Source organism: Sphingomonas sp. S6, from assembly GCF_043498045.1.
Classification (GTDB): domain Bacteria; phylum Pseudomonadota; class Alphaproteobacteria; order Sphingomonadales; family Sphingomonadaceae; genus Sphingomonas.
On the sequence record NZ_JBIEOE010000004.1, the window covers coordinates 294,098 to 309,395 of the forward strand.

Annotated in this window: 14 protein-coding genes; 5 read left to right on the forward strand and 9 right to left on the reverse strand. The window is 66.6% G+C overall.

Features of this window, described 5'->3' with window-relative positions; all coding sequences use genetic code 11:
- Positions 1-512: 512 nt before the first annotated feature.
- The 3 genes from gpmA to ACGVWT_RS09140 form a co-directional block, all read right to left on the reverse strand.
- Entirely contained in the window at positions 513-1,199 is a 687-nt protein-coding gene (gene gpmA, locus ACGVWT_RS09130) for a 2,3-diphosphoglycerate-dependent phosphoglycerate mutase (protein ID WP_315460827.1), read from the reverse strand.
- Between the two features lie 308 nt (positions 1,200-1,507).
- Complete coding sequence (locus ACGVWT_RS09135) at positions 1,508-2,617, reverse strand: M14-type cytosolic carboxypeptidase (RefSeq protein ID WP_315460826.1); 1,110 nt, start codon at positions 2,615-2,617, stop codon at positions 1,508-1,510.
- 130 nt (positions 2,618-2,747) lie between these two features.
- A complete protein-coding gene (locus tag ACGVWT_RS09140; protein ID WP_116460312.1) occupies positions 2,748-3,353 on the reverse strand; it encodes a DUF4136 domain-containing protein in 606 nt (201 codons plus the stop codon).
- A 138-nt stretch (positions 3,354-3,491) separates the two neighbouring features.
- On the opposite strand from ACGVWT_RS09140, the gene ykgO reads away from it, so the two are divergent.
- Complete coding sequence (ykgO, locus tag ACGVWT_RS09145; RefSeq protein WP_003046794.1) at positions 3,492-3,617, forward strand: type B 50S ribosomal protein L36; 126 nt, start codon at positions 3,492-3,494, stop codon at positions 3,615-3,617.
- Positions 3,618-3,635: 18 nt separating this feature from the next.
- Positions 3,636-4,268 (forward strand): HAD family phosphatase, encoded by a 633-nt coding sequence (locus tag ACGVWT_RS09150; RefSeq protein WP_315460825.1) that lies wholly within the window; start codon positions 3,636-3,638, stop codon positions 4,266-4,268.
- A 209-nt stretch (positions 4,269-4,477) separates the two neighbouring features.
- On the opposite strand, the gene ACGVWT_RS09155 is transcribed toward ACGVWT_RS09150, so the two are convergent.
- Both ACGVWT_RS09155 and ACGVWT_RS09160 read right to left on the reverse strand, forming a co-directional pair.
- The gene (locus tag ACGVWT_RS09155) at positions 4,478-6,580 is read right to left on the reverse strand and encodes a bifunctional (p)ppGpp synthetase/guanosine-3',5'-bis(diphosphate) 3'-pyrophosphohydrolase (protein ID WP_147035958.1); all 2,103 of its coding nucleotides are present in this window, start codon (positions 6,578-6,580) and stop codon (positions 4,478-4,480) included.
- Between the two features lie 122 nt (positions 6,581-6,702).
- On the reverse strand, positions 6,703-7,026 hold the full coding sequence (locus tag ACGVWT_RS09160) for a CC_3452 family protein (protein WP_315460824.1): 324 nt from the start codon (positions 7,024-7,026) through the stop codon (positions 6,703-6,705).
- A gap of 145 nt (positions 7,027-7,171) precedes the next feature.
- On the opposite strand from ACGVWT_RS09160, the gene ACGVWT_RS09165 reads away from it, so the two are divergent.
- Together ACGVWT_RS09165 and ACGVWT_RS09170 are read left to right on the forward strand one after the other, a co-directional pair.
- The gene (locus tag ACGVWT_RS09165) at positions 7,172-7,681 is read left to right on the forward strand and encodes a helix-turn-helix domain-containing protein (protein ID WP_116460316.1); all 510 of its coding nucleotides are present in this window, start codon (positions 7,172-7,174) and stop codon (positions 7,679-7,681) included.
- Positions 7,682-7,778: 97 nt separating this feature from the next.
- Complete coding sequence (locus ACGVWT_RS09170) at positions 7,779-8,708, forward strand: GGDEF domain-containing protein (protein ID WP_315460823.1); 930 nt, start codon at positions 7,779-7,781, stop codon at positions 8,706-8,708.
- A gap of 35 nt (positions 8,709-8,743) precedes the next feature.
- Here the strand turns inward: ACGVWT_RS09170 and ACGVWT_RS09175 are convergent, their stop codons facing one another.
- The 4 genes from ACGVWT_RS09175 to ACGVWT_RS09190 form a co-directional block, all read right to left on the reverse strand.
- Positions 8,744-9,520, reverse strand: a complete 777-nt coding sequence (locus ACGVWT_RS09175) for a sulfite exporter TauE/SafE family protein (RefSeq protein ID WP_116460318.1) — start codon at positions 9,518-9,520, stop codon at positions 8,744-8,746.
- A gap of 16 nt (positions 9,521-9,536) precedes the next feature.
- A complete protein-coding gene (locus ACGVWT_RS09180) occupies positions 9,537-10,760 on the reverse strand; it encodes an LL-diaminopimelate aminotransferase (protein ID WP_116460319.1) in 1,224 nt (407 codons plus the stop codon).
- Positions 10,761-10,866: 106 nt separating this feature from the next.
- On the reverse strand, positions 10,867-12,045 hold the full coding sequence (locus tag ACGVWT_RS09185; RefSeq protein ID WP_315460822.1) for a GGDEF domain-containing protein: 1,179 nt from the start codon (positions 12,043-12,045) through the stop codon (positions 10,867-10,869).
- The gene (locus ACGVWT_RS09190) at positions 12,045-13,289 is read right to left on the reverse strand and encodes an HD-GYP domain-containing protein (protein WP_315460821.1); all 1,245 of its coding nucleotides are present in this window, start codon (positions 13,287-13,289) and stop codon (positions 12,045-12,047) included. The genes ACGVWT_RS09185 and ACGVWT_RS09190 overlap by 1 nt, the downstream gene beginning before the upstream one ends.
- Before the next feature lie 220 nt (positions 13,290-13,509).
- Between ACGVWT_RS09190 and ACGVWT_RS09195 the strand changes: the two genes are divergently transcribed.
- Positions 13,510-15,282 carry a class I poly(R)-hydroxyalkanoic acid synthase gene (locus tag ACGVWT_RS09195; RefSeq protein ID WP_315460820.1) on the forward strand — a complete coding sequence of 591 codons (1,773 nt, stop codon included), beginning with the start codon at positions 13,510-13,512 and terminating at the stop codon, positions 15,280-15,282.
- The last annotated feature ends 16 nt before the right edge of the window (positions 15,283-15,298 follow it).

Below are 15,298 nucleotides of genomic sequence, written 5' to 3' on the forward strand. Positions count from 1 at the left end.
CCGTCGTCTATCGGGGGCGGGCGGCGAGGGCAACGCCCTGGAGCGCGCGTCCGTAGGGGAAAGATAGACAACATGAACACCTGAATGGAAACCTCCGGGGGGTATCGTTTCCGCTTTGGTGATGATCGGGCATCGGGTGGGGTTTCGCAGACGATGGCGGTGTAGGACAGGGGGTGGGGAATTTGGGTTTCGGTGCAGGGGGTTGGAGGGAGGTGGGTCCAACATGCAGCGCGCTGGGTGCGCCGTTGCTGCCTCCGCCGCCCACGGTCGTCATTCCCGCGAAGGCGGAAATCCAGAACCTCTGACGTTTCGGCCGGAGGCGCGACGGTAGCGCGTCTGGATTCCCGCCTTCGCGGGAATGACGAAGAGGGGGAGGCGGGCGTTCCTCCTCGTCATCCCGGCGGAGGCCGGGATCCATGGATGCGGTGCCGCTGATGGTGCGGACGCCATTGGCGTTGCGTGTCCATGGATCCCGGCGTGCGCCGGGATGACGGAGGGGGGCGACGGGGCGCTTAGCGCTCGTTGAGGTAGTAGCGGTCCGTCGCCTTGAGGTCGGCGTCGAGGTCGTAGACGATCGGCTGGCCGGTGGGGATTTCGAGGCTGGTGATGTCGTCGTCCGAGATGCCCGACAGGTGCTTCACCAGCGCGCGCAGGGAGTTGCCATGGGCGGAGATCAGCACGCGTTGGCCATCCTTCAGCGCGGGTGCGATCCGCTGTTCCCAATAGGGGAGGACGCGGGCGATCGTGTCCTTCAGGCTTTCGGTCTGCGGAATGGCGATGCCGGCGTAGCGGCGGTCCTGGCTGAGGTCGTAGGCGCTGCCGGTTTCGAGCGGGGGCGGGGGGATGTCGAAGCTGCGGCGCCAGATGTGAACCTGCTCGTCGCCGTGTTTCGCCGCCGTCTCCGCCTTGTCGAGCCCGGTGAGGCCGCCATAGTGGCGTTCGTTGAGGCGCCAGTCCTTTTCGACCGGCAGCCACAGCCGGCCCATCGCTTCCAGCGCGAGGTTGAGCGTCTTGATCGCCCGCGTCTGCAGCGAGGTGAAGGTCATGTCGAAATCGAGGCCCTTGGCCGCCATCAGCTCGCCTGCGGCGCGCGCTTCGGCCGCGCCCTTTTCGGTGACGTCGACATCCCACCAGCCGGTGAAGCGGTTTTCGAGGTTCCAGGCGGACTGGCCGTGGCGGATCAGGACTAGGCGAGGCATGCGGGCTCCCGTGGGTCGAGGGGTCTGTGGTTCGGGGCGGGGATAGAGCGTGGGGGCGCGCGTGTCGATTGATCGGCTTTTTCGGGGCGTTGGGGAGCGCGGGTTTTGATTCACGCGAAGACGCTAAGACGCGAAGAGAAGAAGGGTGTTCACGCGGAGACGCGGAGACGCGGAGAAGGCGCGCACGGTCGCTCCGGTCGCGTTCCATCAACCACCGGTTGATGATGAAGGGCCGCGCCTGCGGCGAGGCGCGTATCTCTTCGCGTCTTAGCGTCTTCGCGTGAATCGCCTTACTGCGATCCCAGACGTCAGATCGTGTCGATCATGTCCGTCAGCACTTCGAGACACGAGACGGCGAGCGCTTTAGAGCGTTCGCCCGACCAGCCATATTCATCGTCGGGATTGGGATCGTGATCCTTGAACGGCATTTCCAGCGTCACCGACACCGCGCCGAAGCGCTGGGCGAGCTGGTTCGTCGACATCGATAGATTGGCGTTGCCGGCGCTCGATTTCTCATAACCCTTTTCGACCTGGAAATCGGGGGTGTGCGCGGCGAGGCGGTGGCCGAAGTCGTAGAATTTGGCGCCGTGTTCCTCGGTCCAGTTGGGGATGCCTTCGAAACCGGCGATGAAGTTCGCCGGAATTGCCTCGTCGCCATGGACGTCGATCGCGAAGGCGACGCCGGTCTCGTCCATCGCGTTACGGACGCACAGCACTTCGGGGCTGCGTTCGGGCGAAGGCGCGTGCCATTCGCGGTTGAGGTTCACGCCCGCGGCATTGGTGCGCAAATGGCCGCGGCGGGTGCCGTCGGGGTTCATGTTGGGGACGACGTGGACGGTCGCTTTCTCCAGCAAGGACTTGGCGGCATCGCTGGTCAGCCAGTCGAGCGCGCCATCCATCCACCATTCGGCCATCGATTCGCCCGGGTGCTGGCGGGCGTGGAGCCAGACGGGCTTGGGGCCGTTGCCGATCTTGAAATAGTCGATCGCCTGACCGTCGAGCGTGGTGCCCAATTGGCGGTGCTCGACGCCCGGCTTCGCCGCGGTGCGCGCGACGAGATCGTGATGCATCTCCATCGTATAGGGCGCGAAATAGGCGAACCAGGCGAGCTGGCCCTCGACCGTATAGTCGAACGAGAGGACGCCGTTGTCGTATGTGGTGTCGATCATCCGCCAGTGGACGCGATCGGTGCTGGCGCGCGTCTTGTAGCCGGGCCAGCCGAACGGATAGGCCGATTCGCCGGCGTTGAGAATGCGGAAGGTGAGCCGACGGCCGTGCGCGCCCGCGACGCGGAACGAGAACCATTGGAAGAAGTCCGACTGGTGATCCTTGGCGATCTCCAGGTCGATGCGGTCGCCGTCGATCGAGACGAGGCGGATGTTGCCGCCGTCGAAGCCGGCGTCGATGGTGATGGTCATGGGGTGGCCGATCGGTTTTGGGGTTGGGAGTGGACGCCCCTCACCCTTCCGCGGCTTTGCCGCTCCTTCCCTCTCCCGCCGGGAGAGGGAAGAGCCGCCGCCGGCGGCGAAGGGTGGGGGCGTTAGCCGCTTACTTCACGCTGATCGTGCGGCCGGACTGGCCGGGGAAGCCGGTGAAGAGCGCGCGGGCGAGGCGGGCGGCCTGCTGGTCGGCGCGCTTGATGTCGCTGACGCCCTGCGCCTTGCCTTCCCAGATCGGCGACAGATCAGCGCGGCGCTTGATCGTGACGCTGAGCTCGGCGACGAGCAGCTCGGTCGGGCGGCTCTTGCCGATCGGGAAGCTCAAGCCCCCGCCGAGGCCGACGCCGCCACCGCTGCGCCCGCCGCTGAAGCCGCCCCCGCCCAGGCCGATGCTGACTGGCGACTGGCGCGGCGGCCCTTCGCGGCTGGTGCGGGTGAAGCCGACGGTCGCAACATAATCGGGCATCGCGCCCTGCGGCGGCACGGTATAGCCGGCCTTGAGCAGTTCGGTCTGCACCGCGGCGGCATAGGTCTTGAATTCCAGGCTGGCCGGTGCGCCGCCCGACAGCGGTTCGACCGCGATCGTGCCACGCGGGATCGGTTCGCCGAGATGGTAACGGATCACGTCCGTCGGCGGCAGCGGACCTGCCGAGGTGGCGCAGCCGGCGAGCAGCGCGGCCGAGATGCCGAGGGCCAGGAACGGGCGGAGTGTCATGGAGGGGCAGCCTTTGCGATACGTTGCGCTTGGGAAACGCTCTAACGCCTGCGCCGTTGCTTGACTATTGGGCCCTTGCTCTCTAGGCGCTCGCGCTTTCACCGACACCTTATAAACACGAAAAGAAGCGAATCGATCATGAAGATCCGCAACAGCCTGAAGTCGCTCAAGGACCGTCATCGCGATAACCGCGTGATCCGTCGTCGCGGCCGCACCTATGTCATCAACAAGACCAACCGTCGCTTCAAGGCGCGTCAGGGCTAAGCCACTTTGGCGCTGCCCGTGGCCGATGTCGATGTCCCTGCCGTCACGCCGACGGCGGTCATCTTCGATATCGGTCGGGTCTTGTACGACTGGGATCCCCGGATCCTCTACCGGCGCCTGATCGACGACGATCGGGCGCTCGATGCATTCCTGCGCGACGTCGTCACGCACGAATGGCATTTCCAGCATGACGCTGGGCGCGACTTCGCCGACACGTCGGCGGAGCTTTCCGCGTTGTATCCGCAGCATGCAGACCTGATCGCCGCCTGGGGGCCGCGGTTCCTGGAGAGTATCGGCGATCCGATCCCCGGGATGCCTGCGCTGGTCGACGAACTGGAGGCGGCGAACGTGCCGCTGTACGCGATCACCAACTTCAGCCACGAATTCTGGCCGCCGTTCCGGGCGCGCGAATCGGCGATGTTCGATCGCTTCCGCGACATCGTGGTGTCGGGCGCGGAGAAGCTGGTGAAGCCGGATGCGGCGATTTACCAGCTGGCGCTGGCGCGGTTCGGGCTGGAGGCTGGCCGCACGGTGTTCATCGACGACAATGCGGCGAACGTCGCGGGGGCGAAGAGCGTCGGGCTGATCGCGCTGCATTTCGAGGGTGAGCCGAAGCTGCGCGGGGAATTGCGGGCGCTGGGGTTGCTGTAAGGGACTGCCCGCTCGTTCGTCATCCCGGTGGAGGCCGGGATCCATGGTTTCGGTGTTGTTGATGGGGCGCGTGCTATAAGCGTTGCGCGTCCATGGATCCCGGCGTGCGCCGGGATGACGGAGGTTGGGTGGGCCGACCTTTCCCTCGTTCCGTCATTCCCGCCTTCGCGGGAATGACGGGGACGGTGGTGCGACGGTTGCCCGCTTCCCTACACCCGCTCCACCGCGTTGACCGCATCCGCCGCGCGCAGGGCGGCGATCAGGCGCATCAGTTGGTGGATGTCGTGGACCTCGACATCGATGACGTTGGTGTGGAAAATCGTGTCGCGCGTATCGAGGCGCAGTGCGATGATGTTCGCGCGGTGGGCGCCGATGATCGTCGAGACGATGCCGAGCGCACCGGGTTCGTTCTTCACCTGCACCGAAATGCGCGCGACCGCGCCTTCACTCTGGTCGCCCCAGTCGACATCGACCCAGTCGGTCTCGTCCGCGCCGCGTTCGGCGAGCTCGGCGAGGACGCGGCAGTCGATCGCGTGCACCTCGATCCCCGCATCCGGGCGACGCAGGCCGACGATGCGGTCGCCGGGCACCGGATGGCAGCATTCGGCGAGGTCGAAGGCGACGCCGGGGGTCAGCCCCTTGATCGAGATGGCGGTCGACTGCGGTGCGATCAGCGCGAGGTCGGCACCAGCCGAGCCCGGCATCAGCGCCTCCATCACCGTCGCGTCGGACAAGGTTCGCCGCGCGATCCCCGCCATCAGCGTGGCCTCGTCGCCCATCTTCAGCCGCGACAGCGCATGGGTGAGCGCATCGGGGCCGAGCGGCGCGGGCAGGCGGCGGACGATGTCGTCGTAGAGCTTGCGGCCGAGCGCGATCAGCTCGGCACGTTCGGTCTGGCGTAAATGGCGGCGGATCGCGGCGAGCGCCTTGCCGGTGATCGCGAAGTTGAGCCAGCCGGGCTGCGGCACCTGCCCCTTGGAGCGGAGCACCTGCACTTGGTCGCCATTCTCGATGACGGTCGACAGGGGTACGACGCGGCCGTTGATCTTGGCGCCGACCGCCTGGTCGCCAAGATCGGTGTGGACGGCATAGGCGAAGTCGATCGGCGTCGCGCCCTTGGGCAGCTGGATCAGCTCGCCCTTGGGCGTGAAGGCGAAGATGCGATCCTGGTACATCGCCATGCGCGTGTGCTCGAGGAGTTCCTCGGGGCTGCCCGCGGTTTCCAGGATTTCGACGAGGTCGGCGATCCAGCTGTGCTGGCTGTCGGCGCGAACCTTCTTTTCCTTGTAGGCCCAATGCGCGGCAAGGCCGAATTCGGCCTCCGCATGCATCTCGGGCGTCCTGATCTGGATCTCGATGCGCGCATTGTCGGCGTGGATCACGCTGGTGTGCAGCGAGCGATAGCCGTTGCGCTTGGGCGTCGAGATGTAATCCTTGAATCGCCCCGGCACCATCGGCCAGCGGCGGTGGATGATGCCCAGCGCCGCGTAGCAATCCTCGACCGTCGGCACGATCGCGCGGAACGCCATGATGTCGCTGAGCTGTTCGAAGCTGATGTGGCGCTCGCTCATCTTGCGCCAGATCGAATAGGGATGCTTCTCGCGGCCCGTCACCTCGGCATCGACGCCGGCACGGCCAAGCAGCAGCTTCAGGCCCGATCCGATCTTGGCGATGCGATCGCCGCCGCCGGTCTTGAGCTGATCGAGCCGCTTGGTGATCGATTCATAGGCTTCGGGTTCGAGTTGTGCGAAGGCGAGCGTCTGCATCTCCTTCATGAATTCGTACATGCCGATCCGCTCGGCGAGCGGGGCGTAGATATCCATCGTCTCCTTCGCGATCCGCCGCCGCTTTTCGGGCTTCGGGATGTGATGGAGCGTGCGCATGTTGTGCAGGCGGTCGGCGAGCTTGACCAGCAGGACGCGGATGTCGTCCGACATGGCGAGCAGGAATTTGCGCAGATTTTCGGCGGCGCGCTCGTTCTCGGTCTGCGCCTCGATCTTGGAGAGCTTGGTGACGCCGTCGACCAGCCGCGCGACATTGCCGCCGAACAGGCGCGTGATCTCTTCGGGCGTGGCGACCGTATCCTCGATCGTGTCGTGGAGGATCGCGGTGGCGATCGTCTCGTCGTCGAGCCTCAGGTCGGTGAGGATGCCCGCCACTTCGATCGGGTGGCTGAAATAGGGATCGCCGCTGGCGCGCTTCTGGGAGCCATGCGCTTGCATCGAGAAGACATAGGCGCGGTTGAGCAGCGCTTCGTCCGCGTCGGGGTCGTAATCGAGGACCCGATCGACCAGTTCATATTGCCGTAGCACGGCCTACACATGGGCGAGGGGCATGCCGCTTTGCAACACAATGTTGCAGAGCGGCAGGCGATTTTGCGGGATCTATCAACGATGGGCCGGGAACACGCGGATCGGCGCGTCCTCGCGACACCTTACGCCTTCTTGGCCTTGGCGTTGCACTTGGCGAGCTGTTCGACGTCGTAGGCGGTGCCGCCGACGGAGAAGCTGGACAGTGTGCCGACTTCGCGCGCGACCAGTTCGCACAGCACGGCGGGACGCTCGGGCGCCTGGCCGGCGACGAAGCCGCCTTCACGCGCGCGCCATACGGTCGAGCGGGTAATGAAGCTCGCCTTGGCGGAGGGCGCCGTGGGGACGGCGACATAGGTGTCCGCACCGGCGGCGCCGGCGGCGGTCGCGCCGAACAGGGTGGTGACGGCGAGCGCCAGCGTGGGGGCGAGCGTGGACAGCAGCTTCATGACGAGGGGTCCTCCCGAACCGATTCGCAGGTGATGACGATGCGCGCCCGCTACCTATTTCGGTTTCAGGTTGCAACGGAAAACGTATAAAGGCTGTCTTGTCGGCCGGTTTGTGCGATACGCTGTCGACGATCAGACGAGGATCATGATGCCGACACCGGCCGATGGGCCCGATTCCGCGTGCGCTGCGCCGATCCGGGAAACGCTGCGCGAAACGTTGCGGGAATGCAGCCTGCCCGCGGCGCTAGAGGCGATGGGCGAGCGCTGGGCCTTCCTGATCCTGCGCGCGGCGTTCAACGGCCTGCACCATTTCGAGGAATTCCAGGCCGAGCTGGGCATCGCCCGCAACATCCTGGCGAACCGGCTGGGACGGCTGGTCGAGCATGGCATCCTGCAGCGCGAGGCGATGCCCGCCGACCGGCGCAAGATCCGCTACACGCTGACCGAAAAGGGCCATGCCCTGCTGCCGACGATGATCGCCCTGCGGCAATGGGGCGAGCGCTGGGAATTGTGCGCGCCGGCCTTTCCGATCCTGGTCGATGCGCGCGATCGCCGCCCGATCGCACCGGTCGCGGTACAGGCCCATGACGGACGCATATTGGGCAAGGGCGATCTGATCTGGGCGCTGCCGGAGGATGTCGACGACCCGATGTGAATGGTGCCGACAAAACTACCCTATAGCATGGTACTAATATTGTTAACCCATTCATCTTGATTGATACTTTTTATAATCCGCGTCAAAACGGCACCCTATGCAGGTGATGTTTGAACGCGCGCGCGACGCTCTTGCCTTTCTTGAACATCAGCGGTTGGAGCCGACCGTCCCGCATTACGGTCTGGCGCTGACACATGTCACCGGTGGCAATGCCGCACTGTCGCGCGAGATCGCCGGGCTGATCGGCGATGGCTTTCGACTGACCGCGACCGATGCCGCGCGGATGATCGCCCGGTACGTACCGTCGCCGGTGCCGACGGGGATCGCCGAACATGCCGAACGGCTGGGATCGCTGGCGGACGAAGCGCGCGCCGTCACGCGGACGGCGGGGGCGAACGTCGGCGATCTGGTGCGGGAGGCGCAGGGGGCGCTGCCGTCGGGCGACGAGACGGTGCAGCGCCTGGCCGCCGCCGAGACCGAGTTGGCCATGCTGCGGCAGCAGTTCGAAACGCTGAAGAGGGCGATGGTCGCCGACGTGCGGCGCGCGATCGATCCCGAGCACGACCCGCTGACCAGCGCGCTCAAGCCCGCCTTTGCCGGCCACGTCCTCGACCAGATCGACAAGCACGACCGGCGCTATGTGATCGTGATGCTCGGCATCGACGGACTGGTCGAAATCAATCGCGAGTTCGGCACGAGCGTGGGCGACAATGTGCTCAACGGCTTCGCCGCCAAGATCCAGAAGCAATTCCCCGAGCAGGAGGTGATCCGCTGGGCCGGCAATGAGTTCATCGTCGTCGTGCCCGACCGGACGATCACCGCGGTGCGCAGCCAGGCCGAGGATGTGCTGGCGCTGCTCGAATCGCGGAAGTTCAAGCTCGCGGAAACCGGCGAGTGGATCGGGACGGTGACCGCATCGGGGGCGGTGGTGATGGATCAGGGCGACGATCTCACCGCGATGATCGGCCGGGCGCGCGAGACGCTGGCCGGCGCGGTCGCTGCCGGGGGAAACCGGGTCGCGGTGTGATCGTGCAGGGCCTGCGCTCCAGCAGGTCCCGCCGGTTACATCAGCAGCTTGACCCCGACGATGGCGAGGACGGTCGCCAGCACCGGGCGCAGCGCCGCCTCGCGCATCACGCCCGCGAGCAGGCTGCCGACGATGATGCCGGGGATCGACCCGATCAGCAGCGATCCGAGCAGGCCGAGATCGACCGAGCCGAGCAGCCAATGGCCCGTACCCGCCAGCAGCGTCAGCGGCACGGCATGGGCGATGTCGGCGCCGACCAGGCTCTTGAGCGGATGGCGCGGGTAGAGGACGAGCAGCGCGGTCATGCCGAGCGCGCCCGCACCGACCGAAGTCAGCGACACCAGCACGCCCAGGATCGCACCGAGCAGCACGGTGAGCGCCACCGGTTCGCGCCCGTCGGTTTCGCCCAGCCGGGGGGTGAGGGCGGCGACGATGCGATGGCGCAGCAGCGTCGCGACGGCGGAGGCGACCAGCACGACGCCGAGCAGCGTAGCGAGCAGATGCTGCGTCGCGGACGAATGTTCGCTCGCCTGGCCCAGCAGCAGCAAGGTGAGGATCGTCGTCGGCACGCTGCCCAGCGCCAGCCGGCGCACGATGCTCCAGTCGAGCGTGCCGCGCCAGCCGTGGACGGTGGTGCCCACTGTCTTGGTCGCTGCGGCATAGAGCAGGTCGGTGCCCACCGCGGTCGCGGGATGGAAACCGAAGGCGAGCACCAGGATCGGCGTCATCAGCGATCCGCCACCCACCCCGGTCAGGCCGACAAGAACGCCGACGAGCACGCCGGCGAGCGAATAGAGCGGTTCGATGGTCATGCGCGGCGGTCGCCGCTCAACCGGTTTTCTGGCCTACGGACTGGCTGGGGGTGTTGACCCCCATGGATTGTAGGTAGCGCTTCACGTTGCGCGCCGCCTGGCGCAGTCGCTGTTCGTTTTCGACCAGGGCAATGCGCACGAAGCCTTCTCCATTCTCGCCGTAGCCCACCCCTGGCGCAACCGCGACCTGAGCGTGAGTCAACAATTGTTTGGAGAACTCAAGGCTGCCTAAGTGCGCGACCGCAGGCGGCAGCGGCGCCCAGGCGAACATCGACGCGCGTGGGCTGGGGATGTCCCAGCCGGCGCGCGCGAAGCTTTCGACCAGCACGTCGCGGCGCTTGTGATAGAGCTGGCGGTTCTTGTCGACGATGTCCTGCGGGCCGTTGAGCGCGGCGCAGGCGGCGGCCTGGATCGGCGTGAAGGCGCCATAGTCGAGGTACGACTTCACGCGCGTCATCGCGGCGATCAGCTTGGCGTTGCCGACCGCGAAGCCGATGCGCCAGCCGGCCATGCTGTACGTCTTGCTGAGCGAGGTGAATTCGATCGCGACGTCCTTCGCGCCTTTCACCTGCAGGATCGAAGGGGTCGGATTGCCGTCGTAATACAGCTCCGAATAGGCGAGGTCGCTGATGATCCAGACCTTGTTCTCGCGCGCCCAGGCGACGAGACGTTCGTAGAAGGCGAGATCGACCGCTTCCGCCGTCGGGTTGGACGGATAGTTGACCACCAGCACCGACGGGCGCGGCACGGTGAAGGCCATCGCGCGCTCGAGGCTTTCGAAATAGGCCTCGTCAGGGGTCGTCGGCACCGCGCGGATCGTCGCGCCGGCGATGATGAAGCCGAAGGTGTGGATCGGATAGCTGGGGTTGGGCGCGAGGATGACGTCGCCCGGCGCGGTGATCGCGGTCGCCAGGCTGGCGAGCCCTTCCTTCGACCCCATCGTCACCACGACCTCGGTCTCGGGATCGAGATCGACGCCGAAGCGGCGGCCGTAATAGTTCGCCTGCGCGCGGCGCAGACCGGGGATGCCCTTGGACTGCGAATAGCCGTGCGCGTCGGGCTTTTTCGTCACCTCGATCAATTTGTCGAGGACATGCGGCGGCGGCGGCAGATCGGGGTTGCCCATGCCGAGATCGATGATGTCCTCGCCCGCCGCGCGCGCCGCGGCCCGCATGCCGTTGACTTCGGCGATGACATAGGGCGGCAGGCGCTTGATGCGGTAGAATTCGTCGTCGGACATGGCTCACCTGATCGTGGACGCCATGACCCTAACGCGCAGGAGCGGGTTTCACCACTTCAATCGGGCTGGTGCCGCAGAACGTGGCGCTGTGCGTCGCGACGCATGCTCAACCGCCCGGGTCGCCGGGTTGCGCGACGATGACGCGGTTCTTGCCTGCACGCTTGGCGGCGTAGAGCGCGGCGTCGGCAGCGCGCATGGCGGCCCGCGGGTCGCTTTCCAGCGGGGCAAGGCCGATCGAGACGGTGATGCAGCCGATCGACGTGCCCGTTTCCGAATTGACGAAGCTGCGCATTTCCAGCCCCTCGCGCATCCCCTCCAGCAGGGCGCGTGCGCTGTCGATCGCCGTGCCGGGGAACAGGCAGGCGAATTCCTCGCCGCCGTGCCGTGCCACCACCGCCTTGTCGCCGAGTGCGGTCTTGAGATGGCGCGCGACGACCTTCAGCACGCGGTCGCCTGCCTCATGGCCGTGGATGTCATTGATGCGCTTGAAATCGTCGATGTCGCAGAGCGCGACGCAACGCGGCTCCGGCCCGGTCTCGCGCGCGAGCCGGGTATCGAAGCTGCGGCGGTTGGGCAGGCGGGTCAGATGATCCTGCTCGGCGGTGCGGCGCGCGGCGTTGAGGCGGCTGCGCAGCCGCGTCGTCTCGCGCTCCATCGTATCGAGCTGGTGCGCGAGGTCGCGCGTCGCATCGACCGCGGCGGTGGTGAGCATCACCAGCCGCCCGAGCGATGCGCACGGATCGGCTGCCATTTCCTGCATCGTGCCGCCCAGCGCGGCTTCATAGGCGCGCGCCGAATCGCTCGACCGGCCGAGAAGGCGGCTGTTTTCGAGCATCGCGGCCTGCAGCGTGTCGCCGAGATCGGCGAGCGTCGCGGCATGGTTGCGCTCGGCGAGCGCCTGCGTCGGCAGTCGGTCGAGGAAGGCGGGCGAGACGGGCTCGCCGGTGCGGACGCGTGCGTCGATCGCCTCGGCCAGTGCAGGATCGTCGCCGATCGCATAGCTGCGCGCGATCAGCAGATGGTCGGGACTGGGATCGAGATCGTGCGTGTGGAGAAAGGCGACGATCCGTTCGATCAGTTCGTGATTGGCGGTGCGGCGCATCATCGCCACCGCGCCGTCCCGGTCGCCGGCGGCGCCGCCGCCGGGTGCATTGCTGCGCGGCGGCAGCACAGTCGAGGCGGACGGGGCGGCGGCCGCAGCGGCAGCGGGGGCGGGGGGCGTGTCCAGCCCCTTCCACCACGAAGCGAGGCGCGGCAGGCGCGCCGCATTGCTACTGTGCGGCATCAGCGAGCCCCCGCCGCGCGCAGCAGGGGCGCCTCATGCGGCTGGATGCCGGCCTGGACGTCGGCGAGCAGCGCGGGCCAGCGATCCTGAAACCAATAGTCGCCGCGTTCGCGTCGCAGCACCGGATCCTGCGTCGTGTCGACGTCCTCGATCCCCAGGAAGCGTGAATCGGGCACGTGATAGAAGGTGCGGACCAGCGGCGCATAGGGGTCGGCGCTGCCGTCGAGCACGATGCCGAGTCGGTTGGAATTGAGCCGCACCAGCGCGTGCAACGGCTGGATGCCGAGGTTGACGATGAAGGCGTCGAGCAGGTCGGTGTCGAAATGCCCCTCCCATTCCAGCATGCGGGCCAGCGCCTCGTGCGGCGACCAGGGACGCTTGTAGGGGCGGACCGAGGTGACCGCGTCATAGACGTCGCAAATCGCGGCGATGCGCGCGTGCAGGCTGATCTGGTCGCCCTTCAGCCGTTCGGGATAGCCGCTGCCGTCGAGCCGCTCGTGGTGGTGCAGGCAGACGTCGAGCGCGATGTTGGATGCGGTGGCGTCCTTGCGCAGCATCGCATGCCCCTCGGACGGGTGGCGACGCATCACCAGCCATTCATCCTGACCGAGCTGCCCCGCCTTGTCGAGGATTGTCGTGGGGGTCGCCACCTTGCCGATATCGTGCAGCAGCCCGGCGGCGCCGATCTCGCGCACCTCGGCCTCAGGCAGGCCGAGATGGAGCGCGAGGTCGACCATCAGCGCACAGACCGCGATCGAATGCAGATAGGTGTATTCGTTGTTCATCTTGAGGCGCGTGACCTTGACGAACGCCGCTCGGTCGCGCTGCAACGCCACCGAAATGTCGTCGACCACCGGGGTCACCGCTTCCAGATCGATCGCGCGGCCCAGGCGCGCTTCCTGGAACATCGCGATGACATGCTCCTTCGACCGGTCGATCGTCTGGGTCAGGTCGTCGGGCTGCGGCCCGCTGCGCCGTTTGCGCCGCTCGACCGGCAAGGGCTCGATCACGGCGGGCGCTTCGACCTGGCGACGGCGTTCGGCCTGGGGGATCACGGTGACGCCGCGCCCCTTGGTAGTATCGATCGTGACATGCTGGATCGCCGACGATCGCAGCCGCTCCAGCTCGGCGTCGGTCTTGATCAGAAAACTGCGGCGCCAGAACGGATTGTCGATCCATGCCCCTTCCATGGAATCGACATACATTCCGACCTGGACCTCGCGCGTGGCAACGCGGATCAGCATGACGGGGTCTCTCTATGCGTGCAGATGTGAATGCTGTTCATGGGGCACTAAATGCGCCCGGGTGCTTTACGATTGTTAGAAAACTGACCCATTTTGGCGGTCTTAGGCGCCAGTTTGAGTGATTTGCTTCGGAACCGAGACCGACGACATGCCAGGCGACGATCGCGGTTCCCACCATCGGCCGCCGCCGCTACGGTCGCCGCGATAAGAAGAGGATGCCATGGCCGATCCCAAGACCGATTCGTCCGACGCGCCGCGCGCGGCCCATGGCACCGGCGCAGCGCCGGATCTCGCCGATCTGCAACATTGGACCTGGGTGATGGGCCGGGCGCAGCAGATGATGATGGAACAGGGCATCGGCGTGTTCACGGCGGGCGCCGCCGCGCCGGGCGGCCCCGTATCCGGCGAGGGCCAGAGCCGGCTGGCGCAGCAGGTGCAGGATTATTGGGCGGACAATCTGGCGCTGTGGCAGCGCTTCGTCGATCCCGCCGCCGCGCCGCCGCCTCCGCCGCAATCGGAGGGCGACGCCCGCGACAAGCGGTTCAAGGCGGCGGCATGGCGCGAGGACCCGTGGTTCGACTGGATCCGCCGCAGCTACAATCTGATCGCCGACCATCTGCTGCGCGGGGTCGAGGCACTGGAAGGGGTGCCCGATAAGCAGCGCGAGCAGTTGCGCTTCGCCGCGCGCGGGCTGGTCGACGCGATGAGCCCGTCGAACTTCGCGCTGACCAACCCCGAAGTGGTTGCCAAGACGATCGAGACCAAGGGCCAGAACCTGCTCGACGGCATGAAACACATGCTCGCCGACATCGGCAAGGGGCAGCTGACCCACACCAGCGACGGCGCGTTCGAGGTGGGCCGCAACCTGGCGATGACACCGGGCAAGGTGGTGAAGCGCACAGCCTTGTACGAGCTGATCCAGTACACGCCGACGACGCCAGACGTGCTGGCGACGCCGCTGGTGATCTTTCCGCCGTGGATCAACCGCTATTACATCCTCGACCTGACGCCCGAGAAAAGCTTCATCCGCTGGGCGGTGGAGCAGGGCATCACCGTTTTTATGGTATCCTGGAAGTCGGCAGACGCTTCGATGAAGGACGTGATCTGGGACGATTACGTTACCGCGCAGACCGATGCGATCGACACGATCCGGGCGCTGCTCGACGTACCGGCGGTGCATACGATCGGCTATTGCGTCGCGGGGACGACGCTGGCGGCGACGCTGGCGCTGCTCGCCGCGCGCGGAGAGTCGGAGCGGGTGGCCTCTGCCACCTTCTTCACCGCGCAGGTCGATTTTTCCGCGGCGGGCGAATTGCAGAATTTCGTGACCGACGACCAGCTGGCGGTGATCGGCACGCTGTCGCCGCAGGGGTTCCTGGACGGGCGCTATCTGGCGGCGACGTTCAACCTGCTGCGCGGGCGCGACCTGATCTGGAATTACGTCACCAACAACTATCTGCTCGGCGCGGATTATATGCCGTTCGACCTGCTTCACTGGAACGGCGACACGACCAACCTGCCGGCGAAATGGCACCTGTCGTACCTGACCGATCTGTACCGCGACAATCTGCTGGTTCAGCCGGGGGCGATGTCGGTGGCGGGCGAGGCGCTGGACCTCACCCGCGTGACGACGCCCGCCTATGTGCAGGCGGGACGCGAGGACCATATCGCGCCGGCGGAGAGCGTATGGAAGATCACGCATCTGTTCCAGGGGCCGCTGCGTTTCGTACTGGCGGGGTCGGGCCATATCGCGGGCGTGGTCAACCCGCCGGCGGCGGGCAAATACCAATATTGGACGAACGATGCCGCCGCGGACTCGCTTGCCGACTTCGTGGCGGGCGCCACCGAGACGAAGGGCAGCTGGTGGCCGGACTGGCTCGCGTGGCTGCGAAACCTGTCGTCCGACATGGTGCCGGCAGAGGGCGCGCGGCAGCCGGGAGGCGGCGCGCTGGCGGCGCTCTGCGATGCACCCGGAGAGTATGTCAAAGCCTGAGAACGTTCTCATGTTG